Below are 25,670 nucleotides of genomic sequence, written 5' to 3'. Positions count from 1 at the left end.
AAGGGCGCGCTCCGTCACGCGCGGATCGCCGCGAGGAGGCGCGCGTCCGCGTCGCCTCCGCGCACCGTGATCCGGACGTGGTCGGGCGTCAGGCCGGGGAAGGTGCCGGCGGGGCGAACCGCGATGCCGTGGTCCTCGTGGAGGCGGCGGACGAGCGCGGGACCGTCACCCACGCGCGCCAGCAGGAAGTTCGCGGCGCCTTCGTGCACCTCTGCACCGACTTCGCGCAGCCCCTGTGCCAGCGCTGCGCGGGCCTGGGCGGTGCGGTGCGGGAGGTCGGGGTCGGGCCCGCGGTCGGCGTACGCGGCGAGGGCGGCGAGCGCGAGTGCGTTCACGCTCCAGGCGGGGCGGGCCGCGCGGAGGAGCGCGGCGACGTCGGGCGGCGCGACGAGGTAGCCGGCGCGCAGGCCGGGGATCGCGAGGTGCTTGGTGACGCTGCGCAGGACGATCGTGTGGGGCGGCGCGCCGCCGTCCGCGAGGGACGGCTCGGTCGTGAAGGGGAGGAACGCCTCGTCCACGACGACGGCGCGGCCGGAGTGCGCCATCGCCGCGAGCTCGTCGGTCGTCGTCAGCACGCCGGTGGGGTTGACCGGGCGCCCGACGATGACGAGATCGGCGTCGTGGGGGACGTGGTGCGCGCGGGGGTGGAACGGCGGCTCGAGGATCACACGCGTGGGCGGGAGCCCGGCGGCGGCGAGCGCGCGGTCGGGCTCGGTGAACTGGGGGTGGACGACCGCGGGCGCGGTGGGCGCGAGCGCCGGCAGGAGCGCGAACCCCTGCGCCGCGCCGTTGAGCAGCACGACCTCGGCGGGGTCGCAGCGGTGGCGGCGGGCGATCGCGGCGGTCGCGGCACGCTCGTCCGGGTAGGCCCCGGCGTCGCGCTCCAGCGCGTCGCGGAGGACCGCGCGGAGCCACGCCGGTGGGCCGCCGGGCAGGACGTTGACCGCGTGGTCGTGCGTCGCGCCGCGCGCGTGGACGTCGCCGTGGACGTCGTCGAGCGCGGTCACCGCGGCAGCTCCAGCACGCGCCCGGCGACGACCAGCACCGCGCGGTCGGCCTGGGCGGAGAGGATCTGCGCGGCGTCGCCGACCGCGTCGAGCCACGCCCGCGTCGCCGCATCGGGCGGGACCGGGCCCCAGCCCGCCTCCTCGCACACCGCGACCGTCAGGCCCCGCCGCGCCGCCGCCGCCTCGGTGAACGCGCGCGCCTCCTCGCGCAACGCCGTCGCTTCGACGTCCGGCGTTCGCCAGAGGCGCTCCGCGGCCCACGTGCCGAGCGAGTCGAGCAGGACGGTGCGACCCTCCGCCACCTCCCCGAGCGCGGCGGCGACGTCGAGCCGCTCGACCGTCGCCCACGCCGCGGGCCGTCGTGCGCGGTGGGCGGCCACGCGCGCGGCCATCTCGTCGTCCGTCACGGTCAGCGGCGCGAGCACGGTGACCGGCGCGCCCGCCTCCAGCGCGAGCCGCTCGGCGTACGCGCTCTTGCCCGAGCGGCGGGCGCCGTGGACGAGCGTCAGCACGGCTCGTCGAACACGCCGAGGCCGCGGTGGAGCCGGCCGGCCGCCTCGACGAGCGGGAGCGCGAGTGCGGCGCCGCTCCCCTCGCCCAGCCGGAGGCGGAGGTCGAGCAGCGGCTCCAGCCCGAGCTCCATCAGCGCGACGCCGTGTGCCGGTTCTGCGGAGCGATGGCCCGCGAACAGCCACTCGCGCGCCGCCGGCCGCAGCCGGATCGCCACCAGCGCCGCGACCCCCACCGCGAGCCCGTCGAGCAGCACGGGCACCCGCGCATCGTGCGCCGCGAGGACCGCCCCGGCCAGGGCGGCGAGGTCGTGCCCGCCGACCCCCGCGAGCGCGGCGAGCGGCTCGCGCGCATCGGGGCCGTGCGCGGCGCGATGCCGCTCCAGCGCCGCGGAGACGAGCGCGCGGCGCCGCGCGAGCCCCTGCGCGTCGAGGCCGGTGCCGCGGCCGACGAGGTCGCCGGGGTCGGCGTCGGTGAGCGCGGCGAGCAGCGCGGCGGCGGTGGCGGTGTTGCCGATCCCGATCTCCCCCAGTACCAGCACGTCGGGCCGCACCCCGGGCGAAGCGAGGAGGTCGCGGACGAGCGCGGCGCCCACGTCCATCGCCGCGCGCGCGCCGTCCTCGCCGAGCGCGGGCGCGGCGGTCAGGTCGGCGCTCCCCCGCGCGACCTTCGCGTCCACCACACCCGGCGGGGTCGCGCCGCGCAGGCCGACGTCGGCGACCACGAGCCGCTCGCCGCGCGCGCGGGCGAGCACGCCGATCGCGGTCTCCCCCGCCGCCGCGGTCGCGGCGAGATCGGACGTGACGGTCGCATCGTGCAGGGAGGAGCCGCGCGCGACGTGGCCGTGGTCGGCGCAGACGATCAGGTGGGCGGCGCGCACCGGATCGGGCGGCGGGGCGCCGGTCGCCGCGGCCCAGCGCTCGGCCAGCTCCTCCAGCGCGCCGAGCGAGCCGGCCGGGCGCACCTGGCGGTCCGCCGCATCGCGCGCGGCGACCCGGGCCGCCGCGTCGGGTCCGGCCGTCGCGTCGCCGGCCACCGCCGACGCGGGCGCAGGCGCGGGCGAGGAGGGCCAGCGGTCGTGGTAGACGACCTCGCCCACCGGCCGCCGCGCGGCCCACCCCGCGCGCTCGAGCCCCGGCCGCGTCGGCCGCTCGTCCGGCCATCCGACGCACAGCCACGCGACCGGGTCGACCTCCGCCGGGATGCCGAGCGTCGCGCGCAGGTCCTCGGGGCGGTAGAAGCTCACCCACCCGATCCCGAGCCCCTCGGCGCGCGCGGTCAGCCACAGGTTCTGGATCGCGCAGACGGTCGAGTGCAGGTCGGTCGCGGGGATCGTGCCGCGTCCGAGGACCTCGACGCCGTCCGGCGGCGGGACGCAGCAGACCGCGATCCCGACCGGTGCCTCGAGCACGCCCTCCACCTTCTGGTCGAGGAACTGGCGGGCGCGGGCGTCGAACCGCGGCGCCTGCCGGAGCCGCTCGCGCTCGCACAGCGCGCGCACCTGCGCACGGATCTCCGTCGACCGGACGACCACGAACCGCCACGGCTGCGAGAGCCCGACCGAGGGCGCGCGGTGGGCCGCCTCGAGGAGGCGCTCGAGGGTCGCGTCGGGCACCGGATCGGGACGGAACCGGCGGATGTCGCGCCGGCCGGCGATGACCTCGGCGAGGGCCGCACGGGAGGCCTCGTCCATCCGCCAGCCCGCCGGGTCCGCGGCGCGGTCGGCGGCGCGCGAGGGGTCGAGGTCGGGCGCGAGCGCGGGGCGCTTCACGGGGCGCACGCTCCCGCCAGCACGACGCCGTGGACGGCCCGCGCGATCGCCGCGCCCACCGCCGTCGCCGGCCCCGCGAACGGCACGCCGCCGCCGGGGAGCGCCGCGACACAGATCGAGTCGGTCGCGGTGCCCGTCGCGGGCCCGTCGTGGTTGAGCGCCGGCACGCGCGCGTCGGCGAGCGCCTGCGCCTTGGCCTCGGTCGCGGTCTGCACGGCGGCGACGAGCGCCGCGTCGTCGAGCGGCTCGTCGACGAGCACCAGCAGGTTGATCGTCCCGACCGGCGGCACACGGCGGGGGCGGCGGCCGGCGGCGGCGAGCCCGTGCCCGACCCCCACCGTCCCGACCGCGCGGACCGGGCCGTGCGCGCGATGCTCGGCGCGGGAGACGTCGGCGGCGGTCATCATCGCGATCGTCGCAGCCGGGTCGAGCGCATGCGCGGCGAGGACCTCGCGCAGGTGCGCGGCCGGGTCGAGGCGCGCGTAGCCGTGCTCGACGCCGAGGTTGAGCCACGCCGTCGCGCCGTCGCGCAGGCCGCCCCCGACGAGCGCGGAGGAGAGCGCGCGGCGGGGCGCGCCGAAGGGCACGACGAGCACATCGCCGGCGGCCACCCGCGGTGCTGCCGCGGCCGGCCGCGGGGTGGTTGCGGTTGCGGCGCGGTTCGTCACGGAAGTGCGTTGGGATCGAAACGGATCAGCGCGTTGACGGCGGCCGCGGCGACGGCGCTCCCGCCGCGCTCCCCGATGTTCGTCACGCACGGCAGGCCGGACGCGGCGAGCGCCGCCTTCGACTCCGCGGCGCCGACGAAGCCCACGGGCAGGCCGACGATCAGCGCGGGCTCCACCGGCGGGTGCTCGATCAGCGCGAAGAGCGCGGTCGGGGCGTTGCCGACGACCCACACCGCGCCCGCGCCGACCTCCTCCACCGCGATCCGCATCGCGGCGGTCGAGCGCGTCGTGCCCTCCGCCGCCGCCCGCTCCGCACACCGCGGATCGCTCAGCGGGACGAGCGGCGAGCGCGAGGTGATCCCCGCCGCCGCCATCCGCGCGTCGCACACGACCGTCGCCCCGTCGAGCAGCGCGCGACGGCCGGCGGCGAGCGCCTCCTCGTCGAGCACGAGCGACTCGGCGAACGAGAGGTCCGCCGACGCGTGGCAGACCCGCTCGGCGACCGCGCGCGAGAGCGGCGGCAGGTGCGAGAGGTCGATGCGGGAGCGCAGGATGCGGTAGCTCTCCTGCTCGATGGGGTGCGGGGTCACGCGGGCCACGGGGCCTCCAGGGCGTCGAGCTCGACGAACGCGTCGGCGGGGCAGATCTCCATGCACTCGCCGCAGCCGGTGCAGCGGTCGACGAGCGTCAGCAGCGGCGGGCCGCCCCAGCCGGGCGGGGCGGGGCGGATCGCGCGCTCGGGGCAGGTGGGCAGGCAGGCGCCGCAGCCCTTGCACTGGTCGGTGGCGGCGAAGACGCGGTGGCTCATCCGGCGTCGCGCGCGGCAACGGCGCAGGTCGCGTGGGCGGAGCGGCGCTTCTGCACGAGGAGCGTGCCGCCGGAGGTGAGGAGCGCGGCGGCCTCCGCGACCGACGGCGTGCCGACGTGCGCGGCGACGACCGTGCTCGGCGTCGGCACCTCGACCGCCGCAAGCGCCTCCGCCGGGTGCGTGAGCAGCGGCCACCCGTACCGCGCGGCGAGCGCGCGGACGGCGGGCTCGTCGGCCTTGATGTCGGCGGTCGCGAGCGCGTGGACGCGGCGCGGCTCGAGACGCGCGTCGGCCAGCGCGGCGTCGACGAGCGCGCGCAGCTCCCCCTCGGGACACCCTCGGCTGGCGCCGACCCCGACGACGATCACGGGCGCACCCCGCTGACCACCACGATCGGGTTCTCCGCGGCCAGGCGGTGACCGCCGGCGAGCGGGCGCAGGCGCGAGGCCTGCACCATCGTCGCCTCGGCGTCGAGCCCGTGGGCGGCGAGCGCGGCGAGGGCCGGGCCGGCGCGCTCGACCAGCGCGAGGGTCACCACCACCGCCCGCCGCGCCCGCGCGGCGCACGCGCCGATGATCGCGTCGAGGTCCGCTCCCCCGCCCCCGACGAACACCGCGTCGGGATCGTCGGCGAGGTCGGCGAGCACCGCGGGCGCGGCGCCGTGCACCGTCCGGAGCGGCACGCCGTGCGCCGCGGCGTTGCGCTCGGTCAGCGCGACGGCCTCGGCGTCGTGGTCGAGCGCGACGACCGCCGCCCCGAGCCGCGCGCACTCGACCGCCACGGACCCGCTCCCGCACCCGACGTCCCAGACGAGATCGCCGACGCCCGGACCGAGCCGGGCGAGCGCGACCGCCCGCACCTCCGCCTTGGTGATCATCCCCGCGCGGTGCTCGAACGCCGCCTCGGGGAGGGCCCATCCGGGCGCGGACGTGCGCGGGGGCGCGAGGGTCGCGCGCGGCGCCTCGCCAGGCGCGCGCACGATGACCACGTTCGGCGCGGCGAACGGCCCGGCGGCCGCGATCTCCTCCGGCGGGCCCGTCACGACCCGCTCGTCCGGCGTGCCGAGCCGCTCGGCGATGGTGATCGACCGGTCGGTGTACCTGAGCCGCTCCACGAACCACTCGGGCGGCGCGTCGGGCGCCGTGAGGATCGCGACCCTCGGGTGGCGGAGCGCGGCGTGCAGCGCGGTGTGCGCGGCGCGGCCGTGCGCGGAGACCACGAGCGCGTCGTCCCACGGCACCCCGAGGCGCGCGAACGCGACCGCCACCGACGACGGCGCGGGCCGCACGTCCAGGACGTCCGGCCCGAGGCGCTCGGCGAGGCGCCGGACGATGCCGAAGAACCCCGGATCCCCCGACGCGAGGACCACCGCCGGCCCTTCGGCGGCGGCGAGGGCGTCGAGCGCCGCTGACAGGTCGCCCGTCAGCGGCACCTGCCGCGCGCCCGGCGGCGCGAGCGCGGCCAGCTGCTCCCGCCCTCCGACCACGACGGACGCGCACGCGAGGAGATCCGCGGCGGCGGGGTCCGCGAAGGGGACGCCGAGCACGGCGACGCGGCTCACGACCGGAGCGCCTCCAGCACGACGCGCTCCCGCGCCCCCGGGGACGCGCCGACGACCGACGCGCCCTCGAAGTCGACCATGATCGCGTCCACCAGCAGCGCGCCGGACACGTACTCGGTCAGGTTCGCCGCGACCCGCTCGCACAGCAGGTCCGACGCCGCGCCGCCGATGCCCGCAGCCTCCCACAGCTCGTACGCGTGCCGCGCGGTGTTCGCCTCGCCGCACGCCGCGACGACCTCGTCCGAGCCGCCCGCCAGCGACGCCAGCTCCGCGTGGAACGCCGGGTCGACCTTCGAGCGCGTCCAGTGCGTCATCAGCACGCCCGCGCCGAGCTTCGACAGCTTCCCCGCCATCCCGACGAACACGACGCGGGGGAACCCGAGCGACCGCGCCCGCTTGAGCGCGTAGCCGGTGAAGTCGCCGACCTCGACGAAGCACACCTCGGGCAGCTCGGGGAGCAGCCGGCGCGCCGCGCGCTCGCTCCGCCCGCCGGTCGTCAGCACGACCGTCCGCTGACCCTGCGCGTCCATGACGTCGATCGCCTGCCCAACGCTCGCGCGCCATGCGGCGGTGGAGAACGGGCGCACGATCCCGGTCGTGCCGAGGATCGAGATCCCGCCGAGGATCCCCAGCCGCGGGTTCGACGTCCGGCGGCCCATCTTCTCGCCGCCGGGCACGCTGATCTCGACGACGACCCCCGTCTCGGAGAGGTCGAACACCTCGCTCACCGCCGCGTGCAGCTGCGCGCGCGGCCCCGCGTTGATCGCCGGCCCGCCGACCTCCAGCCCGAGGCCCGGACGGGTCACCCGGCCGACGCCGTCGCCGCCGTGGAGCTCCAGCCCCGGCGCGGGGCTCAGCGACACGCGCGCGGTGAGGTGCGCACCGTGCGTGACGTCCGGGTCGTCGCCGGCGTCCTTGATGACCACCGCCACCGCGGCGTCACCGTCGTGCTCGCAGCGCTCGACCGCGAACGTCGGCCGCAGCTCGCCGCGCGGCAGCGGGATCTCGACGGTGGACGGCGGGTCGCCGTCGCGCAGCAGCAGGCACGCGGCCTTGGCGGCGGCGGTCGCGCAGGAGCCGGTCGTCCACCCGCGGCGCAGCTTGCCGGTCGCGACGCGCCGGGCGGATGCGGGGAGGTTGGGCTCGCGCAGCTCGCGGTCGGTCATCGGGCCGCCTTCCGGTAGCGGTCGGGGCGCCCGAGCGGGCGGTAGCGGTGGCCGTAGCCCGGGTCGTAGACGTGGGAGCGGCCGGCCTCCGCGTCCTGCGCCAGCGCCGGGCCGACGAGCACGAGCGCCTGCGTCGTGATCTTGTGGGAGCGGATCGTGGTGAAGAGGTCCCGCAGCGCGCAGCGGGCGACGATCTCGTCCGGCCACGACGCGCGGTAGACGACCGCGCAGGGCGCGTCCTCCGTGTAGCCACCTTCCAGCAGATCCGCCTGCAGCTCGCGCGGACGGCGGACGGACAGGAAGAGCACGAGCGTGGTGCCGTGCCTGGCGAGCTCGCGCAGCTCCTCGTTGGGCGGCATGTTCGTCCGTGTGGGGCGGCGGGTGAGGATGAGCGTCTGCGAGACGTCGGGGACGGTCAGCTCCTGGCCGAGCGCGGCTGCCGCGGCGCCCACCGAGCTGACGCCGGGGACGATGTCGACCTCGAGTCCGAGGTGGCGGCACGCGGCGAGCTGCTCGTGGAGCGCGCCGTAGACCGTCGGGTCGCCCGAGTGCACGCGCGCGACGTGCAGGCCCTCGGCCCCGGCGCGCGCGTAGATCGCGACGACGTCGTCGTGGGTCTTGTCGTCGGAGGGGACGAGCTCGGCGTCGGGGCGGCAGTGGTCGAGGATCGCGGGATCCACGAGCGAGCGCGCCCACACCACGACGTCCGCCTCCGCGAGCACGCGCGCGGCGCGGAGCGTGAGGAGGTCGGGCGCGCCGGGGCCCGCGCCGACGAACGAGACGCGGCCGGCGCTCATGCGGGGCCCTCGGACGTGCGGGTGGCGGACGCGCGGAGGGCGGCGAGGGAGCGTTCGGCCTTCTCACGGCGCACGAGCTCGCCGACGCGGACGAGGTCGGGCCGCACCGCCAGCAGCGCGCGGAGGATCAGCGCGGTGAGGACGCCCTCGACGATCCCGATCAACGCGTAGGCGCCGATGGTCGACGCGGCGATGGTCGACAGGTCGATCTCCACCCGGGCGCCGAGCGCGAACTCCAGCGTGAACAGGCACGCCGCGAGCACCACGCACAACCAGGCGCAGACGGCCGCGGAGGTAGCTATACCGGTCGGTGTACTTGGCAGCGCCCGGCGCAGCGCGAGGAGGAGCGGGTAGCCGACGAACGCCGGCAGCAGCGCGAGGTTGACGATCGCCAGGCCGAGCGTCGTGATGCCGCCGTCGCCGAGCGCCAGCGCCTGGATCGCGCAGACGACCGCGATCGTCACCGCCCCGAGCCACGGCCCGAGCAGCGCGACCGCGAGCAGCCCGCCGAGGAGGTGCCCCTGCGTGCCGACGGTGATCGGGAACATCGGCGCGTCGCCGACGAGGAAGAACGCGGCCGCGAGGCCGGCGACCGGGAGGTCGCGCTCGCGCTGCTCGGCGCGGACCTTGTGCAGGCACAGGGCGAGCCCGGCGGCGCCGGCGGTCCACCCGATCGCGGCGGCCTCGCCGGAGAGGAAGCCGTCAGGGATGTGCAACGGGCACCTCCTGCGGAGCCGGGGCGGTGAGGTCGAGCGCGGCGACGGCGCCGACGACGAACGTGACGGGCGGCTTGAGCGGCGCCGGGAGGTCGGCGAGCGTGCCGCGCTCCACCACCTGCTCGGGCCGGGAGCCGGCGCTGATGGCCGCGATCGGCGTGTCCTCCGGCAGCCCGCCGGCGATCAGGCGCGCGGCGATGCGGCGGATGCGGCCACGGCCGGTGAGGATCACCAGCGTGCCGCCGAGCTTGGCGAGCGTCTCCCAGTCGGGCGGCGTGCCGTGCTCGGGGTCGTCGTTGCCGTCGACGATCGTGCACGTGACGCTGAGCTGGCGGACCATCAGCGGGATGCCGGCCGCGGCGGGCGCGCCGACGGCGCTCGTGACGCCGGGGACGATCGCGACCTCCACGCCCGCCTCCTGCAGCGCGCGCGCCTCCTCGCCGCCGCGCGAGCAGACGAAGGGGTCGCCCGCCTTCAGCCGCACGACGCTGCGACCGGTACGTCCGTACCGCACCAGCAGCGCGTTGCAGTCCTCCTGGGAGAGGGCGCGCCGGCCGGGCGCGAGGCCGACGAGCACCCGCTCGGCGTCGGGGCGCGCGAGCGCGACGATCGCGTCGGCGGACGGGCGGTCGTAGACCACGACGTCCGCGGCGGCGAGCGCGTCGCGGGCCGCCTGGGTGAGGAGCGCCGGGTCGCCCGGACCCGCGCCGACCAGCGTCACGGTCACGCCGGCACCTCCGCGGAGGCGCTCGGGGCCGCGGACGCGGCGGCGCCGCGCGTCGCGACGAGCCAGTCGCCGGCGAGCGCGCCGGTGTCGCCGGCGACGATGAGGACGGTGCGCATGGTGACGGCTCCCGGGTCGAGGTCGGCGAGGGTGGTCAGGGCGACGTGCTGGCCGGGGCGGGCGACGTCGGTGCACAGCGCGACGGGGGTCGCGCCGCCGCGGGTCTCGCGGAGGATCTCCAGCACGCGGTCGAGCTGCCACGTCCGCGCCTTCGACCGCGGGTTGTAGAGCGCGAGCGCGAGGCCCGCGGACGCGACGGCGGTCAGGCGGCGCTCGACCGTCTCCCACGGCGTGTGCAGGTCGGAGAGCGAGAGCGTCGCGAAGTCGTCCGCGAGCGGCGCGCCGAGCAGCGCGCCCGCGGCCAGGGCGGCGGTGACGCCGGGCACGACGACGACCTCGGGCCGGGTCGCGGCGGGGAGCGCGGCGGCGCGGGCAAGGGTCCGGGCGGCCATGCCATAGACCCCGGCGTCACCGCTCGACACGAGCGCGACCCACGCGCCGGCGGCGGCGCGGTCGAGGGCCTCGTCGGCCCGCTCGGCCTCCTCCCCCATCCGGCCGCGCACCACGAGCTGCTCCGGGCGGAGGAGGTCGGCGCAGAGGTCGACGTACGCGGCGTAGCCGACGACGACCTCCGCGCGCGCCACGGCATCGGCCGCGGCGGGGGTGCGCAGCGCGGCGTCCCCCGGGCCGAGCCCGACGATGTGCAGCGATCCCGTCACGCGGCGAGCGGGTTGAAGCCGGCAGGGAGCTCGAGGCGATGCGCGCGCATGAAGCCCTCGTCCGCGAGCACCTCGCGGGTCGCGCCGTCGGCCACGACGACGCCGCGGTCGAGCACGACCGCGCGCTCGCACAGCTCCAGCGCGTACGGGAGGTCGTGCGTCACGACGAGCGTGGTGACGCGCAGCGACTGGAGGACGTCGGCGAGCTCGCGCCGCGCGGCGGGGTCGAGCGCGGACGACGGCTCGTCGAGCACGAGGATCTCCGGCCGCATCGCCAGCACGCCCGCGAGCGCCGCCCGCCGCCGCTGGCCCGCCGACAGCGTGTGCGGCGCGCGCGCCGGGAGGTCGTCGTCGTGCAGGCCGACGAGCGCGAGCGCCTCGCGGACCCGCTCTCGCAGCTCCTCCCCGCGCAGGCCCTGGTTGGCGGGACCGAACGCGACGTCGGCCTCGACGGTGGGCATGAAGAGCTGGTCGTCGGGGTCCTGGAAGACGACGCCGACCTTCTCGCGGATCGCCTTCCGCGTCCCCCGCGCCAACTCGACGCCGCCGACGCGCACGATCCCGTCGGCGCCGTCGAGCATCCCGTTGAGCTGGAGCACGAACGTCGTCTTGCCGGCACCGTTCGGCCCGAGCACCGCGACGCGCTCGCCGGGCATGACGGTGAGGTCGATGCCCGCCAGCGCGGCGCTGCCGTCGGGATAGGCGAACCGGAGGCCGGAGACCTCGAGCGCGGGCGGCGTGCCAGGCGGGACCTCGACGCGCGCGGCGGGGCGCAGCCCGGGCCGGCGGGGCGCGAGCTCCAGCGGCGCCTGGGGCGCACGGGTCGCCCGGCGGCCCCGGCGCTTGCCGCGCGCGGGCCCGTCGCCGTGGGGCGTCAGCGAGATCGGCATCCCGACCTTGTCCTCGTAGCCGGGCAGCCGCACGCGGTAGGCGCACACGTCGCAGTTCATCCGCACGTCGCCGGCCTGCGCCTCGCGGTAGCGCTCCAGCACGAGCTTCGCGAGCCGCCGGTCGGGGCCGAGGTGCGCGGCGCCTCGGACCTCCACTCCGGAGTGCTGCTCTGCCCACTCCGCGGCCTGCCGGTAGATGCGTGGGACGAGCACGCCGGTGAAGAGGAGGAACGGCATCACGACGATCCGCCGCGCGCCGAGCCGGCGGCAGCGCTCCAGCGCGCCCGCGACGTCGGGCTGGGCGACCTGCACGAACGCGGGCTCGACCAGCCCGAGGCCGCGCCCGTCGGCGAGCAGCCGCGCGATCTTGAAGAGGTCCGACGTGGCGTCGGGGTCGGACGAGCCGCGCCCCACGAGCACGACGGCCGTCTCCGCCGCACTGGTTGCATCTCCGCCGTTGGTTGCGTCTTCGCCGGTGGTCGCATCTCCGCCGAGGGCCGCGCGGATGCGGTCCTCGGCGACGTCGAGCACGGTCGGGTGGATGCCCAGGTCGCGGCCCATGCGGAAGCGCACGTCGGGGTGGCGGACGCGGGCGCGGGCGAGCGTCGCCGGGCCGTCGTTCTTCAGGTGCCCGGCGGCGAGCAGCACGAGCGGCACCGACACCACGTCGCGGGGGCCGCGCGCGACGAGCGTGTCGATCGCGTCGTCAACCAGCGGCTCGGCCAGCTCGATGAACCCGGTCTCCATCTGGACCTCGCCGGCGGCCTCGCGCACGTGCGCGGCGAGCTGGTGGAACTCCTCCAGCCCGTCGGCGTCGCGGGTCCCGTGGCCGACGAGCAGCAGCGCTGGCGGCGCCGCGGTGGGCGCGTGGGTGTGGGCGGCGGCGCTCACGCGGCGGCCTCCAGCGCGGTGAGCGCGACGGCGGGCGCGGCGGCGACCAGCGCGCAGGCCCACGCCAGCGGGGGCGCCGCGAGCACCAGGCCGGTCTCGGGCAGCCGGCCCGTGTAGCCGCGCGCGAGCATCGCGCCGTGCACGCGCTCACCCCGCTCGAAGCACCGGACGGCGACGGCGCCGGCGGTGCGGGTGACGGTCCGCGCCTGCCACAGCCAGCGCGGGTCGTCGCCGCGCGCGACGCGGGCGAGCTGCAGCCGCCGCATCTCCTCCAGCACGACCTGCACGTAGCGGATCGCGAACCCCGCGACGGCGGTGATCGTCCGCGGCACGCGCAGGCGCTCGAGCCCGGCGACGATCTCCGGCGCGGTCGTCGTGGCGGCGAGCACGCCGGTGGCGAGCACCGCGAGCGTGGCCTTGGCGACGATCCCGAACGCGGTCCACAGGCCGTCCTCGCTCAGCTCCACGCCGAGCACCCGCGTCGTGTCGCCGCCGGTGACGAACGGCAGCAGCAGGACGAAGAGCACGAACGGGATCTCGACGACGAGCCGCTGCGCGAGGAACCCGACGCCCGCGCGCGCCCACGTCGCCAGCGCGAGGATCAGCGCGAGGTCGACCGCGTAGGGCAGCGCGGCGCCGTGCGGCACGAGCGCGACGGCCACGACGAACACGAGCAGCGCGACGAGCTTGGTCTCCGGCGCGGCGCGGTGCAGGGCGGTGACCACGGGCTGAGATTCAGCCGCGGCGTGGGCCATGCTCATAGGCGCCCTCCCCGCTCGTGCTGCACACGCCGGGGGACGATGACCGTCGACATGTACGGCCCCCGCGTCCCGTCGCGCTCCTCCGCCGCCGCCACGACCTCGGACGCGCCGAGGCCGAGCTGCTCGCCGTACACCGCGCCCTCCAGCCGGCCCGCGTCGCGCACGGTCTCCAGCACGCGCGGGAGGTGGCGGCCGCCCTTGTAGACGACCACCGTGTCGAACCCGTCGAGCGCGTCGCGCAGCTTGTCCTCGCCTGCCGGCCACGGCACGAGCGCGAGCCGCTCGTCGCCCTCGGCGAGCACGGTGCCGGAGCGCGCGGCGAGGTCCTGCAGCGCGGTGATGCCGGGGATCGTCTCGACGACGACCTCCGGCACGAGCGCGCGCACCGTCTGCGCCACGTAGCCGAACGTCGAGTAGAGGTTCGGGTCGCCGATCGTGGCGAACGCCGCGGTCCCGCCCTCACGCACGACGGCGGCGATCGCGTCGCCCGCGCGGTCCCAGTTGCCGGCGCGCGCCGCGTCGTCGCGCATGGCGAACAGCAGACGTTCGATCTTCGAAGATCGAAGATGCGGCGCCACGACGCGCTCGGCCCGGCCGACGTCCCCGCCGGCGCGCGACGTGTCGGTCTCGGGGACGAACACGCGGTCCGCCGCCTGCAGCGCGTGCAGCGCCTTGAGCGTCAGGTGCTCCGGATCGCCGGGTCCTACGCCGACGCCGATCAGCCGCCCCGCCCGCGCGGTCTCGTCGCTCATACGTTCACCCTTCCGGTCCAGGACGGGACCGCCGGCGCGGCGGCCGCGGCGACCATCCGCGCGGCGACCTGCGGCGTGGCCGCCCAGTGCGTGTGCAGGTAGCTCGCGTGCACGCCGCCGAGCACGTGGCCCTCGGCGCGCTCGGTGCCGCGGGCGCGCAGCGTCCACGCGGGCGCGGCGCCGGCGGCGGGCTCCAGGCGCGAGTAGTGGAACTCGTGGCCGCGCACGGCCGTGCCCTCCTCCCACACGCCGTGCGGGGACGCGGCGACGGCCTCGCGGTAGCCGAGCGACAGCCGCTCGCCCATCGTGGCGGCGGCCGGGATCACGTCGCACATCGGCCGCCCGTCGAGCTCGCTCGCCAGGTACAGCAGCCCGCCGCACTCGGCCAGCACCGGCCGGCCCCGCGCGGCGAACGCGGCGATCTCCGCGCGCAGCGACCAGTTCTCCGACAGCTCGGCCCCGTAGACCTCGGGGAACCCGCCCGCCAGCAGCAGGCCGCCGGTGCGCGGGGGGAGCTCCTCGTCGGTGAGCGGGTCGAACTCGACGAGCTCGGCGCCGTGCGCCCGCAGCAGCTCGCGGTTCTCCGGGTAGTGGAAGCTGAACGCGGGCCCGGCGGCGACGGCGATGCGCGGCGGCACGGATCCGGCCCACGCCTCCGGCGCGTCGGGATCGGGCGCGGGCGACCACGCCTCCCCCGGCACGTCCGGCGCGCTGCGGGCGAGCGCGAGCAGGCCGGCGAGATCGCAGTGCGCGGCGACCGCCTCGCCCAGCGCGTCGATCGCGCGGCGCGCCTGCTCGACGCGCTCGGCCGCGGGCACCAGGCCGAGGTGGCGCTCGGGCGTCGCGACCTCCGCGTCCCGCGGCAGCGCGCCGAGCACCGGGATGCCGAGCGGCTCCAGCGCCTCGCGCAGCAGCGTCGCGTGCCACGGCGAGCCGACCCGGTTGAGGATCACGCCGGCGACCTGCACGTCGGGGTCGAACGTCGCGTAGCCGTGGACGATCGCGGCGACGCTGCGCGCCATCGCGGCCGCGTCGACCACCAGCACGACGGGCGCGCGCAGGAGCTTCGCCACGTGCGCGGTCGAGGCCAGCTCGCCCCGCCCGGACGCGCCGTCGTACAGCCCCATCACGCCCTCGATCACCGCGACCTCCGCGCCGCGCGCGCCGTGGCGGAACAGCGGGGCGATCAGGTCGGGCGCGGAGAGGAACGCGTCGAGGTTGCGGCCCGGCCTGCCGGTCGCCAGCGCGTGGTAGCTGGGATCGATGAAGTCCGGGCCGACCTTCGCGCCCGTCGCCGCCACGCCGCGCGCGGTCAGCGCGGCGAGGAGCCCGGTCGCGACCGTCGTCTTCCCCGCGCCCGAAGAGGTGCCGGCGATGACGAGCCGCGGGATCACGCGTGGACCTCCGCGACGCGCCCGACGGACCATGGCGATGTTGCAACCGGGGTGTGCTCGACCGCGCGCTCGGTGAGGCGCGAGGGACCGGCAGCGGGGATGCGCGGGCCGTTGAGCACGGCCGGGACCGGCTGGGCGTCGTGGCGGCCGGTCCACGGGCAGGTGCCGTGGTCGGACGTGACCGCGAGCAGCGCGCCGTGGTCGTGCGCCGCCGCGACCAGCGGCGCCAGGAGCTGAGCGTCGACCGCTTCGAGCAGCGCGCGCTTGCCGTCGCGCTCGCCGCGATGGGCGGCCTCGTCCGCTCCCCCGACGTGGACGACGACCGTGTCGGCGTGGCCGTGGCGGAGCGCGCCGATCGCGGTCACCGCCTTCACGCGCAGGTCGGTGTCGACGTCGCCGGTCGCCCCCTCGGGCTGGACGACCCGCGCACCGAGCAGCCGCCCCACGCCGGCCGCGGCGCCCGGGCCGCTCACGATCGTGGTGCGCTCGTCGAGCACCGGCTCCGGCGTCTCGCCGACCGGCCAGACCTCGACGTCGAACCCGCCGCACGCCGCGATCTGCGGGTGGCGCGCGCCGACGGCGAGCAGGCGGTGGCCGCGCAGCGGCGTGACGCAGTGGCGCGGGAGCTGCGCGCGCAGCAGCGGCCAGAGCAGGTGGACCTCGTGGTCGGTCGCGCGCCGGCCGCGCTCCCCCCGCACGTCGATCCGCCACGCGCGCAGGCCGTCGGCGACCCGGATGCCGGCGCTCGCGGCCTCGACCGCACCACGCCCGACGGCCGTCCGCGGCGGCGCGCCGAGCAGGGTCGGGATGCCGGTCTCGGAGCCCGGCGCGAGCCCGTCGGGCGTCGTCTGCACGCGCGCGACCGCGCCGTGGCGGCAGAGCGCGTCGAGCGTCGGCGTCCGCGCCTCCTCCAGCGTGGTCGGCCACGGCTGGATCGGCTCCGGCGCGCCGTCGAGGATGACGAGGACGCGGGGCGTGGTCACCACTCGATCCCCTGCTGGGCGCGGATGCCCTGGTCCATCGGGTGCTTGACCTTCTGCACCTCGCTGACGAGGTCGGCGGCGGCGATCAGCTTGGCCGGCGCGTCGCGGCCGGTGATCACCACGTGCTGGAAGCCCGGCCGGTTGACCAGCGTCTCGACGACGTCGTCCTCGTCGAGCCAGCCGAAGTTGATCGGGTACGTCAGCTCGTCGAGGAGGAGGAACTCGTAGCGCTCGTCGCCGATGCGCCGCTTGACCTCCTCCCACCCCGCGCGGGCCTTGTCGGCGGACTCGTCGAGATCCTTGGAGATCCACGTCCAGCCGTCGCCCATCTTCTCCCAGTCGATGCCGCCGAGCGCGGCCGCGGCCTTCGCCTCGCCGACCTTCCACTTGCCGGACTTGACGAACTGGAAGACGCCGCAGCGGTAGTCGCGCGCCCAGCTGCGCAGGAGCATCCCGAAGGCGCTGGTCGACTTGCCCTTCCCGTGGCCGGTGATGACGATGAGGAGCGGCTTGTCGCGCGGCTTGCGGCGCTTGGGCTCGGCGGAGCCGGCGTCCTCCGGCGTGTGCGGGACGTCCGCGTCGGTGTGGCGGTTGACGGTGGGATCGGTCGTGCTCATGCAGCCCTCCGGGGCGCGGCGTTCGTCAGGGAAGACAGGGGGAGCAGGCGCGCTGCGGCGGCGGTGGCGAGGTCGCGGGCGAGGCCGAGGCGCACCGCGCCCTCCTCGGCGTCGAACACGACGACGCCGTCGGCGGTCTGCGCGAGCCGCGTCGCCGCCGCCTGCGCCGCCGCCCGCCCGGGGGCGCCGCCGGACGCACGGCCGTCGGTGACGACGAGCGCGAGCGAGCGGCGGTCGGCGTCGCGGCGCCGCTCGCGCGCGATGAGCCGCGCCGTCTCGTCGAGCCCCGCGGCGATCGGCGTGCCGCCGCCGGTGGGGAGCTGCGCGAGCGCGGCGGCCGCCTGCTCGACGGAGGAGGTCGGGGGGAGCGCCAGCTGCGCGTGCGTGCCGCGGAAGGTGACGAGCGCGACGCGGTCGCGGCGCTGGTAGGCGTCGAGGAGGAGCCCGAGGATCGCGCCCTTGACCGCGGCCATCCGCCGCTTCGCGCCCATCGACCCGGACGCGTCGACGCAGAACACGACGAGGTTGCCCTCGCGGCCGGCGCGGAGGTGCTCGCGCAGGTCGGCGCGCTGGATGCGCACGCGCCCGGCGGCGCCGTCGGGCCCCTCCCCGCGTCGCCTCCGACGCGCGGCGGCGCGGAGCGTGGCGGCGACGGCGAGGTCGGTCACTTCGGCGCCGGCGGGCACGGCGTCGACCGGCGCGCCGTGCGGGCCCGTCGCGCGGGAGCGGCCGCCGCGTGCGCCGCGGCCCTCACCCGCGAGCGCGAGGAGCGGCGGAACGCCGGGCTGCGCGGGGGCGTCCGTGCGGTGCGGCGCGGGCGCGCCGGCGCGGTACTCGCGCGGGTCGTCGTCGCCGTCGCGCGTTCCCGCGGGAACGTCCTCGCCCCGCGCCCCGGCCGGCGTTCCCGCGGGAACGTCGTCGCCGTGCAGGCCGTCGCCGCCGTCGCCGCCATCCGCGGACCCGCGCGCCCCGCCGCCCCCGCTGCGCGGGCCGTCGTCGTCCCCGCCGTCGTCGCCACCGTCCGCGTCGCCCGCGTCGCCGCGTGCGCCCTCCAGCGCGTCGTCGAGCTCGTCCTCGCCCAGCCCCGGCGGGTCGAGCGGGCCGCGGCGGCGGCGGTGCGCGAGCGTCAGGAGCGCGGCACGGCGCACGTGCTCCTCCGTCACCTCGTCCGCGCCGTCGAGCGCCGCCAGCGCCGCCGCGGTGCGCGCGCACACGATGTCCGCGCGCAGGCCGTCGACGCCCAGCCGCGCGCACGTGCCGGCGATCAGCAGGAGCATCCGCTCCCCCAGCCGCACCGCATCCAGCCGCGCGCGGGCCTGCGCGATCTGGTCACGAAGCGCGCGCTCTTCCGTGACGAAGCGCGCCGCAAACGCAACCGGGTCGGCGTCGTAGGCCAGCCGCCGCCGGACGACCTCGACGCGCTCGCGCGCCTCCCCGCTCGCGGCCACGGCGACGGACAGGCCGAAGCGGTCGAGCAGCTGCGGGCGCAGCTCCCCCTCCTCCGGGTTCATCGTCCCGACGAGCAGGAACCGCGCCGGGTGCGAGACCGACACGCCCTCGCGCTCGACGTGGTTGCGCCCCATCGCCGCGGCGTCGAGGAGCACGTCGACGAGGTGGTCGGGGAGGAGGTTGACCTCGTCCACGTAGAGGATCCCGCGGTGCGCCGCGGCGAGCAGACCCGGCTCGAACGCCCGGGCGCCGTCGGCCAGCGCGCGGTCGAGGTCGAGCGTCCCGACGACGCGGTCGGCCGTCGCGCCGACCGGCAGCTCGACGAGCCGCACCTCACGCGAGCTCGAGGTCGCGTGCGGGCCGTCGGGGCACGGCTCGCCCGGCGCGACGCCGTACGCGCAGCCGTCCGCGACCTCGACCGGCGGCAGCAGTGGCGCGAGCGCGCGGACGGCCGTCGACTTCGCGGTGCCCCGTTCGCCGCGGACGAGGACGCCGCCGATCGCGGGGTCGACCGCGATGGCGAGGAGGGCCTCGCGCAGCGCGTCCTGGCCGACGATCGCGGAAAGGGGGAACGCGGGTGGGCCGGCGGGGGCGGCGGAGGTGGTGCCGGCGGGCGGCGCGGCGGGGTGCGGCGCGGCGGTCACGCGGTGGCCTCCTCCAGCTCGCCTTCGACCTCCAGGTACGCCTCGCGCAGACCGGCGAGGGTCGCGTCCGACGGCGCCTCCCACAGGCCGCGGTCGGCGGCCTCGAGCAGCCGCTCGGCGATCGCGCGCAGCGCCCACGGGTTCGAGCGCTTCATGAAGTCGCGGACCGACGGGTCGAGGACGTACTTCTCGCTCAGCGTCTCGTACATCCAGTCCTCGACGACGCCGGTGGTGGCGTCGTAGCCGAAGAGGTAGTCGACGGTCGCCGACAGCTCGAAGGCGCCCTTGTAGCCGTGGCGGATCATCGACGCGATCCAGCGCGGGTTGGCGACGCGCGCCCGGAAGACGCGCTTGGACTCCTCCGCGAGCGTGCGCGCATGGACCCGCTCGGGATCCGCGCTGTCGCCGATGACCGCGCGCGGCGGCGCCTGCGATGGGCCGCGCACGTGGCGCGCGTACGCCACCATCCCGCCGTGCTCGGCGTAGTAGTCAGACGAGTCGAGCAGGTCGTGCTCGCGGTTGTCGACGTTCTTCACCGCGACGTCGATCCGCGCGAACTGCTCGCGCATCGCCGCGCGCGCCTCGACGCCGTCGAGGCCCCGGCCGTACGCGTGGCCGCCCCACGCCTCGTACACCGCGGCGAGGTCGGCGTCGTCGCGCCAGTTGCGGACGTCGATGAGCTGCAGGAGGCCCGCGCCGTACGAGCCCGGCGGCGTCCCGAACACGCGCGTGGTCGCGCGGCGCCACGCCGCGGCCTCGTCGCCGAGCTCGCCGGCAAGCCGCGCCGCGTCCTCCAGCGCATGCTTGCGGACGAAGTTCATCTCCACCGGCTCGTCGAGCCCCGCGACGAGGGTCACCGCGTCGTCGAGCAGTCCGATCAGGTGCGGGAACGCGTCCCGGAAGAAGCCCGAGATCCGCATCGTCACGTCGATCCGCGGACGCCCCAGCTCCTCCAGCGGAATGGCGGAAATTCCGCCGATGCGGCGCGTCTCCGGATGCCACACCGGCCGCACGCCGAGCAGCGCCAGGACCTCGCCCGCGTCGTCGCCGTGGGTGCGCATCGCGGCCGTCCCCCACACGACGATGCCGACGGTCTCCGGGTGCGTGCCGCGCTCGGCGACCTCCCGCGCGAGGAGCGCGTCGGCGAGCCGCGTGCCGGTCGCGTAGGCCAGCTCGGACGGGAGCGCCTTCGGGTCGACCGCGTAGAAGTTGCGACCGGTCGGGAGCACGTCGGCGCGGCCGCGGGTCGGGGAGCCGGAGGGCCCGGCCGGGACGTGGCGGCCACGCAGGCCGGCGAGCAGGTTCGTGATCTCGTCGCTGGTCTGCCGCAGGCGCGGGAGCACGACGTCGGCGGCGTAGGTGAGCGACGCGACGACGCCGGGGTCCGCGGCGCCGAGCACCTCCTCGCACACCGCGGCGGCATCCCCGAATCCTCGATCTTCGAAGATCTGCAGGAGCGCGCGCTGGGCGTCCTCGAGCCGGTCGACGAGGTCCGCGTTGGTGTGCGCGGGGCCGGGGAAGCGCGCGGTGAGGGGCTGCGGGGCGGAGGCGTTGGGCGCACCGGCGTCGGCGAGGAGCGCGGGCTCGTCGAGGCCGAAGGCCGCGGCGATCGCGCGGCGCAGCCCGGGCACGTCGTCGCTGCCGAGGCGGAGGATGGCGGCGAGGAGCCCACGCAGCTGCTCCCCCGCCGGCGCGCGGCCGAGGACGTGGAGCCCGTCGCGCACCTGGAGGTCCTTGATCTCGCAGAGGTAGCCGTCGACGTGCTCGATCAGCTCGCCGAACTCCTCCAGGTCCGGCTGCTCCTCCGCCTCGATGCCGAGGTCGCGGTGCAGCTCGGCCTCGTGCAGCACCGTCCAGATCTGCGACGCGAGCGCGGGGAGCTTGGGCGGGTCGAGCGCCTCGCAGCGCGCGAACTCGTCCATCAGCTGCTCCAGCCGGGCCAGCTCGTCGTACGTCTCGGCGCGCATCATCGGCGGCACGAGGTGGTCGACGATCACCGCGTGCGCGCGGCGCTTGGCCTGAACGCCCTCGCCGGGGTCGTTGACCACGAACGGGTAGAAGAACGGCACGTCGCCGAGCGCCGCGTCGGGCGCCGACTCGGGCCCCAGCCCCAGTCCCTTGCCGGGCAGCCACTCCAGCGTCCCGTGCTTGCCGAGGTGGACGATCGCGTCGGCGCCGAACTCCTCGTCGAGCCAGCGGTACGCGGCGAGGTAGTGGTGCGCGGGCGCGAGGTCGGGGTCGTGGTAGATCGCGACCGGGTTCTCGCCGTAGCCGCGGGGCGGCTGGATCGCGACGAAGACGTTGCCGAGCCGCAGGCCCGCGATCACGAAGTCATCGCCGTCCACGTACCACTCGCCCGGCGCCGGCCCCCACGTCTCGACCACCGACGACCGCAGCTCCTCGGGCAGCGACGAGAACCACTGCGCGTACTGCCCGACCGGCAGCCGCGCGTCGGCGCCGCTCAGCTGCTCGTCGGTGAGGAACTCCTGGTCGTGGCCGCCCGCCGCGATCAGCGCGTGGATGAGCGCGTCGCCGCCGTCGTACGGGTTCTCCACCCGGTAGCCCGCCTGCGCGAGCGCCTCCAGCAGCAGGACCGCCGACGCCGGCGTGTCGAGCCCGACCGCGTTCCCGACCCGCGCGTGCTTGGTGGGGAACGACGACAGGACGATGGCGATCTTCGCCTCGGCCGGCGGCGTGCGGCGCAGCTGCGCGTGGCGGACCGCGAGGCGCGCGAGGCGCGCGCAGCGCTCGAGGTCGGGACGGTAGTGGAGGACGGGCGTGCCGACGGACGGCGCAGCGGCGGCGACGTCGAGCGGCTCCTTGAAGCTGATCGGCACGCCGACGATCCGCCCGTCGAACTCGGGGATCGCGACCTGCATCGCGGCGTCGAGCGGGCTCAGGCCCATGTCCGACGCCGCCCACCGCTCGCGCGAGGTCGTCACGCACAGCGCCTGGATGACCGGCACGTCGAGCGCCTCCAGCACCTCGACGTGCCACTCCTCGGCGTCGCCCGCGTTCGCGCCGCCGGACGCCAGCACCGTCGTGACGAGCGCATCGATGCGCCCATCGAGCAGCTCCAGCACCGGCACGCGCCCGTCGGCGTCGGGCCGCAGCGAGTAGGCCCACGCGCAGATCACGTTCGCGCCGGCGGCCACGATCGCGTCGGCGAGCGCGTCGACGAACGCCGTGTTCCCCGTGACGCGGTGGGAGCGGTAGAAGACGAGCCCCACGGTCGGCCGCGCGGGGTCGTGCGCGGCGGTCGCGTCGGCCAGCTCGACGTCGCCGCGCCCCGGCACGTAGACGCCGAGGTCGGGCAGCGCGCTCGGCTCCTCGAACCCGTGGCCGGTGAGCAGCAGCGTGTCGGAGAGGAAGCGCAGCAGGTTGCCCGTGTTCTCCACGCCGCCGTGGCGGAGGTAGTCGAACGCCTGCGCGACGACGGCGGTCGGGGCGGTGGAGAGCTCGGCCAGCTCGGCGTCGGGCTCGGCCTCACCGCCGAGGAGGATCAGCGGGATGCGCGCGGCGGCGCAGCGGGTCCGCAGCTCGTCCACCCCCTCCGGCCAGGCGCGGCGGCCGCCGAGGAGGCGTGCGACGACGACCCGCGTGGAGGCGGAGACGGTGGCGTCGAGGAACGCGCCCACGTCGTCGCCGGCCGTCGCGGGGTTCGCGCACCGCACCTCGCCGAAGCCGTCGGGCAGCTCCGCCACCGCATGGGCCGCGGCGAGGATGTCGGTGTCGGCGGTGGTCAGGAGAAGAAGCACGCGGAGCCTCCGGGGGCGAGGACGGGAAGGTTCGGGGGAGCGCCGCGCTCGATCAGCGCCATCAGCGCGTCGGTGTCGGCGTGCTCCTCGACGAGGTCGCCGAGGCGGTCGAGATGGCGCTCGCGGACGGCGGCGAACGGCTCCCTGCCGGGCAGCCAGTCGCGGCCGCGCTCGGCGGCGACCCAGCAGAGCAGCGCGCGGCGGACGTCGTCGCCTTCGAGCAGGCCGTGCCACGAGGTGCCGAGCACCGAGCCGGCCCGGCAGCCCTCGCCCGTGTCGGTGCCGTCGTCGAGGAGCGGCGCGGCGCCGCGGCGGACCGGGCGGCCGTGGCGGATCTCGTAGCCGCTCGCCCCGACGTCGCCGTACCGCCCGCGCACCTGCCGCAGCACCTTCTCGGGCGCGAACACGGTCTCGACGGGGAGCAGGCCGAGGCCGTGCACCTCGCCGCGCCGGGACTCGACGTCGTCCGAGATCCGCCCGCCGAGCATCTGGTAGCCGCCGCAGACGCCGAGGATCGGTTGGCCGGCGGCGGCGCGGCGGGCGAGGGCGTCGGCGAGGCCGGACGCGCGCAGACGCTCGAGGTCCTCCACCGTGGCCTTCGTGCCGGGAAGCAGGACGAGGTCGGCGCGCTCGACGTCGGTGACGGAGCGGGTGAAGCGGACGCTCACCCCCGGCTCGGCGGCGAGCGCGTCGACGTCGGTGAAGTTGCTCATCCAGCGCAGGCGGACGACCGCGACCTCGAGCGTGTCGCGCCCACGCGCGGCGAGCGGCTCGGGCCGGGGCGCCTCCAGCGCGAGCGAGTCCTCGACGTCGAGCCACAGCCCCTCCTGCCACGGCAGCACGCCGAACGTCGGGCGCCCGGTCAGGCGCGTGAAGTCGTCGACGCCGGGCTGCAGGATCGTCGCGTCGCCGCGGAACTTGTTGATCAGGAAGCCTGCGATCAAAGCCTGGTCGGCGGGCTCGAGCAGCGCGAGCGTCCCGTAGAGCGAGGCGAACACGCCGCCGCGGTCGATGTCGCCGACCACGACCACCGGGAGCGCGGCGCTGCGGGCCAGGCCCATGTTCGCCAGGTCGCCGTGGCGGAGGTTGATCTCGGCGGGCGAGCCGGCGCCTTCGCAGATCACCACGTCGAAGCGCGAACGGAGGTCGGCCAGCGCGGCCGCGACGCCCTCGCGCAGGTCGTGCTTGAGCTCCTGGTACGAGCGCGCGTCGGCGTCGGCGTAAGGCTTGCCCATCAGCAGCACCTGCGAGTGCGTCGCGCCGGAGGGCTTGATGAGGACCGGGTTCATCGCCGCCTCGGGCTCCACCCCGGCCGCCGCGGCCTGCATCGTCTGCGCGCGCCCGATCTCCGCCCCTCCCGGCGTGACCGCGGAGTTGAGCGCCATGTTCTGCGCCTTGAACGGCGCGACGGAGACGCCGCGGCGGTGCAGCCAGCGGCAGATCCCGGCGGTGACGAGCGACTTGCCGGCGTCCGACGCGGTGCCGGCGACGAGGAGCCCGCCGCTCACGCGCGTGCCCTCCGGACCGCGGTGGCGGCGAGCGCGCACGCGGCACCGACGGCGAGCGAGAGGCGCGCGGCGCGGTCGACGTCGGCCGGGCTCGGCGCGCGCCCGTCGCCGAGGTGCGGGCGGTGCTCGACGCGCTCGGGGTAGACGTTCGTGCCGCCGAGGCGGACGCCCAGCGCGCCGGCGAACGCGGCCTCCGCGCGGCCGCCGTTCGGCGAGGGGTGCCGCGCGCCGTACCGCAGCGTGGTGCGCAGGGTCGCGGAGGGGGAGCCCCCGACCAGCGGCGCGAGGGCCGCGGTGGCGAGCGCCGTCACCCGCGCGGCGGGCCAGTTCAGGACGTCGTCGAGCCGCGCGGACGCCCACCCGAACCGCTCGTGCCGCGCCGTGCGGTGCCCGACCATCGCGTCGAGCGTGTTCGCCGCGCGGTGCGCGAGCACGCCGCCCGGCCCGGCGACCGCGGCCCAGAAGAGCGGCGCGACGACCGCGTCGACGGTGTTCTCCGCCACCGACTCGACGGCCGCGCGGCACAGCTCCGGGCCGTCGAGCGCGGAGGGGTCGCGGCCGACGAGCGCGGGGACGGCGCGGCGCGCGGCCGGGAGGTCGCCGGCCGCGACGAAGCCGCCGACCCGCCGCGCCTCGCGCGCCAGCGACCGGCCGCCGAGGGCGACCCACAGCGCCGCGGCAAGCACCGCGCCGCGCGGGAGGACGCGGGTGAGGAGGTGGGCGGCGACGGCGGTGCCGCCGACGAGGACGGCGGTGTAGCCCGCGCCGGCGAGGCGGGAGGGCCGCCACACGGCGCGCTCGAGGCGCGCGGCGAGGGTGCCGAAGAGCGCCACCGGATGCCCGCGCCGCGGGTCGCCGAAGGCCACGTCCGCCCCGAACCCGACGAGCACGGCCGCGCCGCTCACGCCTGGGCCTCCGCCGGCGCCGGCTCCGCGGTGCGCCCCGGCGCGACCACCGCCGCGTTCACCTTCGTCACGGTCCAGCACCCGTCGTGCGCGTGCAGCTCGGTGAGATGGAGCGGCGAGACGTCGATCCGCCAGAAGGCGTCGATCGGCGCGCCCAGCGCGGTCACGACCGCGGCCTTCACGACGCCGCCGTGCGTCGCCGCGATGGCGCGGCCGTCGCGCTCGGCCTGGCCGCGCAGCCACTCCCCGACCCGCGCGACGAACGCCGCCAGCGACTCGCCCCCGTGCGGCGCGGCGGCCGGGTCCCCCATCCACGCGGCGACCCCCTCGGGGTCGGCCTCGTTCAGCTCCGCCAGCGAGCGCCCGCGCCACGTGCCGAAGTCGCATTCGTTGAGCGCGCGCTCCACCCGCACCGGCGCGAGCCCGGCCGCCGCGGCGGTCTCCCGCGCGCGGCCTGCCTCGCTGCACAGCGCGTCGCCGCGGCCGAGCCGCCCGCGCAGCGCACGGGCAGCGTCCCGCCCGGCGTCGTCGAGCGGCTCGTCGAGCGGGAACGCGGCGCGGCGCACGGCCGAGGTCGGCGCGTGACGGAGGAGCACGAGGCGGCGCACCCG

The 25,670-nt window shown here is 77.3% G+C and carries 24 protein-coding genes and 1 pseudogene; all 25 read right to left on the bottom strand.

Annotated elements, in window-relative coordinates:
- Window positions 1-14 precede the first annotated feature (14 nt).
- The 25 genes and pseudogenes from AC1UE5_RS00470 to AC1UE5_RS00350 all read right to left on the bottom strand — a co-directional run bounded on the left by AC1UE5_RS00470 (window position 15) and on the right by AC1UE5_RS00350 (window position 25,667).
- A complete protein-coding gene (locus AC1UE5_RS00470) occupies window positions 15-1,007 on the bottom strand; it encodes an aminotransferase class I/II-fold pyridoxal phosphate-dependent enzyme (protein ID WP_482920092.1) in 993 nt (330 codons plus the stop codon).
- Window positions 1,004-1,519: a bifunctional adenosylcobinamide kinase/adenosylcobinamide-phosphate guanylyltransferase gene (locus AC1UE5_RS00465; RefSeq protein WP_482920091.1), complete on the bottom strand. Its 516-nt coding sequence runs from the start codon at window positions 1,517-1,519 to the stop codon at window positions 1,004-1,006. The genes AC1UE5_RS00470 and AC1UE5_RS00465 overlap by 4 nt, the downstream gene beginning before the upstream one ends.
- Complete coding sequence (gene bluB / locus AC1UE5_RS00460) at window positions 1,513-3,288, bottom strand: 5,6-dimethylbenzimidazole synthase (RefSeq protein ID WP_482920090.1); 1,776 nt, start codon at window positions 3,286-3,288, stop codon at window positions 1,513-1,515. Before bluB ends, AC1UE5_RS00465 begins: the two co-directional genes overlap by 7 nt.
- Window positions 3,285-3,899 (bottom strand): adenosylcobinamide amidohydrolase, encoded by a 615-nt coding sequence (locus AC1UE5_RS00455; protein ID WP_482920089.1) that lies wholly within the window; start codon window positions 3,897-3,899, stop codon window positions 3,285-3,287. The genes bluB and AC1UE5_RS00455 overlap by 4 nt, the downstream gene beginning before the upstream one ends.
- Window positions 3,900-3,952: 53 nt before the next feature.
- Complete coding sequence (locus AC1UE5_RS00450; RefSeq protein WP_482920088.1) at window positions 3,953-4,546, bottom strand: precorrin-8X methylmutase; 594 nt, start codon at window positions 4,544-4,546, stop codon at window positions 3,953-3,955.
- The gene (locus AC1UE5_RS00445) at window positions 4,543-4,764 is read right to left on the bottom strand and encodes a 4Fe-4S binding protein (RefSeq protein ID WP_482920087.1); all 222 of its coding nucleotides are present in this window, start codon (window positions 4,762-4,764) and stop codon (window positions 4,543-4,545) included. Before AC1UE5_RS00445 ends, AC1UE5_RS00450 begins: the two co-directional genes overlap by 4 nt.
- A complete protein-coding gene (locus tag AC1UE5_RS00440; protein WP_482920086.1) occupies window positions 4,761-5,132 on the bottom strand; it encodes a cobalamin biosynthesis protein in 372 nt (123 codons plus the stop codon). The genes AC1UE5_RS00445 and AC1UE5_RS00440 overlap by 4 nt, the downstream gene beginning before the upstream one ends.
- Window positions 5,129-6,325, bottom strand: coding sequence for a precorrin-6y C5,15-methyltransferase (decarboxylating) subunit CbiE (gene cbiE / locus AC1UE5_RS00435; protein WP_482920085.1), 1,197 nt, complete (start codon window positions 6,323-6,325; stop codon window positions 5,129-5,131). The genes AC1UE5_RS00440 and cbiE overlap by 4 nt, the downstream gene beginning before the upstream one ends.
- A complete protein-coding gene (locus AC1UE5_RS00430) occupies window positions 6,322-7,491 on the bottom strand; it encodes a cobalt-precorrin-5B (C(1))-methyltransferase (protein WP_482920084.1) in 1,170 nt (389 codons plus the stop codon). The genes cbiE and AC1UE5_RS00430 overlap by 4 nt, the downstream gene beginning before the upstream one ends.
- Window positions 7,488-8,288: a precorrin-4 C(11)-methyltransferase gene (gene cobM, locus AC1UE5_RS00425; RefSeq protein ID WP_482920083.1), complete on the bottom strand. Its 801-nt coding sequence runs from the start codon at window positions 8,286-8,288 to the stop codon at window positions 7,488-7,490. Before cobM ends, AC1UE5_RS00430 begins: the two co-directional genes overlap by 4 nt.
- The gene (locus tag AC1UE5_RS00420; protein ID WP_482920082.1) at window positions 8,285-9,004 is read right to left on the bottom strand and encodes an energy-coupling factor ABC transporter permease; all 720 of its coding nucleotides are present in this window, start codon (window positions 9,002-9,004) and stop codon (window positions 8,285-8,287) included. Before AC1UE5_RS00420 ends, cobM begins: the two co-directional genes overlap by 4 nt.
- Window positions 8,991-9,731, bottom strand: a complete 741-nt coding sequence (gene cobA / locus AC1UE5_RS00415) for a uroporphyrinogen-III C-methyltransferase (protein WP_482920081.1) — start codon at window positions 9,729-9,731, stop codon at window positions 8,991-8,993. Before cobA ends, AC1UE5_RS00420 begins: the two co-directional genes overlap by 14 nt.
- Window positions 9,728-10,507: a precorrin-3B C(17)-methyltransferase gene (gene cobJ / locus AC1UE5_RS00410; protein ID WP_482920080.1), complete on the bottom strand. Its 780-nt coding sequence runs from the start codon at window positions 10,505-10,507 to the stop codon at window positions 9,728-9,730. The genes cobA and cobJ overlap by 4 nt, the downstream gene beginning before the upstream one ends.
- Entirely contained in the window at window positions 10,504-11,397 is an 894-nt protein-coding gene (locus AC1UE5_RS00405; RefSeq protein ID WP_482920675.1) for an energy-coupling factor ABC transporter ATP-binding protein, read from the bottom strand. Before AC1UE5_RS00405 ends, cobJ begins: the two co-directional genes overlap by 4 nt.
- 90 nt (window positions 11,398-11,487) lie before the next feature.
- Window positions 11,488-12,288: pseudogene (locus AC1UE5_RS00400) on the bottom strand (sirohydrochlorin chelatase); the annotation flags it as partial.
- Window positions 12,285-13,013, bottom strand: a complete 729-nt coding sequence (gene cbiQ / locus AC1UE5_RS00395; protein WP_482920079.1) for a cobalt ECF transporter T component CbiQ — start codon at window positions 13,011-13,013, stop codon at window positions 12,285-12,287. The pseudogene AC1UE5_RS00400 and the gene cbiQ, both read right to left, overlap by 4 nt.
- Before the next feature lie 32 nt (window positions 13,014-13,045).
- Window positions 13,046-13,801: a precorrin-2 C(20)-methyltransferase gene (gene cobI, locus AC1UE5_RS00390; protein WP_482920078.1), complete on the bottom strand. Its 756-nt coding sequence runs from the start codon at window positions 13,799-13,801 to the stop codon at window positions 13,046-13,048.
- Window positions 13,798-15,195, bottom strand: a complete 1,398-nt coding sequence (locus AC1UE5_RS00385) for a cobyrinic acid a,c-diamide synthase CobB (protein WP_482920077.1) — start codon at window positions 15,193-15,195, stop codon at window positions 13,798-13,800. The genes cobI and AC1UE5_RS00385 overlap by 4 nt, the downstream gene beginning before the upstream one ends.
- Window positions 15,192-16,178 carry an alkaline phosphatase family protein gene (locus AC1UE5_RS00380; protein WP_482920076.1) on the bottom strand — a complete coding sequence of 329 codons (987 nt, stop codon included), beginning with the start codon at window positions 16,176-16,178 and terminating at the stop codon, window positions 15,192-15,194. The genes AC1UE5_RS00385 and AC1UE5_RS00380 overlap by 4 nt, the downstream gene beginning before the upstream one ends.
- A complete protein-coding gene (cobO, locus tag AC1UE5_RS00375; RefSeq protein ID WP_482920075.1) occupies window positions 16,175-16,795 on the bottom strand; it encodes a cob(I)yrinic acid a,c-diamide adenosyltransferase in 621 nt (206 codons plus the stop codon). Before cobO ends, AC1UE5_RS00380 begins: the two co-directional genes overlap by 4 nt.
- Window positions 16,792-18,801: a VWA domain-containing protein gene (locus tag AC1UE5_RS00370; RefSeq protein WP_482920674.1), complete on the bottom strand. Its 2,010-nt coding sequence runs from the start codon at window positions 18,799-18,801 to the stop codon at window positions 16,792-16,794. Before AC1UE5_RS00370 ends, cobO begins: the two co-directional genes overlap by 4 nt.
- 83 nt (window positions 18,802-18,884) lie before the next feature.
- A complete protein-coding gene (gene cobN, locus AC1UE5_RS00365) occupies window positions 18,885-22,646 on the bottom strand; it encodes a cobaltochelatase subunit CobN (RefSeq protein WP_482920074.1) in 3,762 nt (1,253 codons plus the stop codon).
- The gene (locus tag AC1UE5_RS00360; protein WP_482920073.1) at window positions 22,631-24,154 is read right to left on the bottom strand and encodes a cobyric acid synthase; all 1,524 of its coding nucleotides are present in this window, start codon (window positions 24,152-24,154) and stop codon (window positions 22,631-22,633) included. The genes cobN and AC1UE5_RS00360 overlap by 16 nt, the downstream gene beginning before the upstream one ends.
- Window positions 24,151-25,059, bottom strand: coding sequence for a cobalamin biosynthesis protein (locus tag AC1UE5_RS00355; RefSeq protein WP_482920072.1), 909 nt, complete (start codon window positions 25,057-25,059; stop codon window positions 24,151-24,153). Before AC1UE5_RS00355 ends, AC1UE5_RS00360 begins: the two co-directional genes overlap by 4 nt.
- Window positions 25,056-25,667 (bottom strand): histidine phosphatase family protein, encoded by a 612-nt coding sequence (locus tag AC1UE5_RS00350; RefSeq protein ID WP_482920071.1) that lies wholly within the window; start codon window positions 25,665-25,667, stop codon window positions 25,056-25,058. Before AC1UE5_RS00350 ends, AC1UE5_RS00355 begins: the two co-directional genes overlap by 4 nt.
- Window positions 25,668-25,670 lie beyond the last annotated feature (3 nt).

The sequence above is a fragment of the Parviterribacter multiflagellatus genome (assembly GCF_056863265.1).
This window is presented reverse-complemented; position numbering and strand designations above follow the sequence as displayed.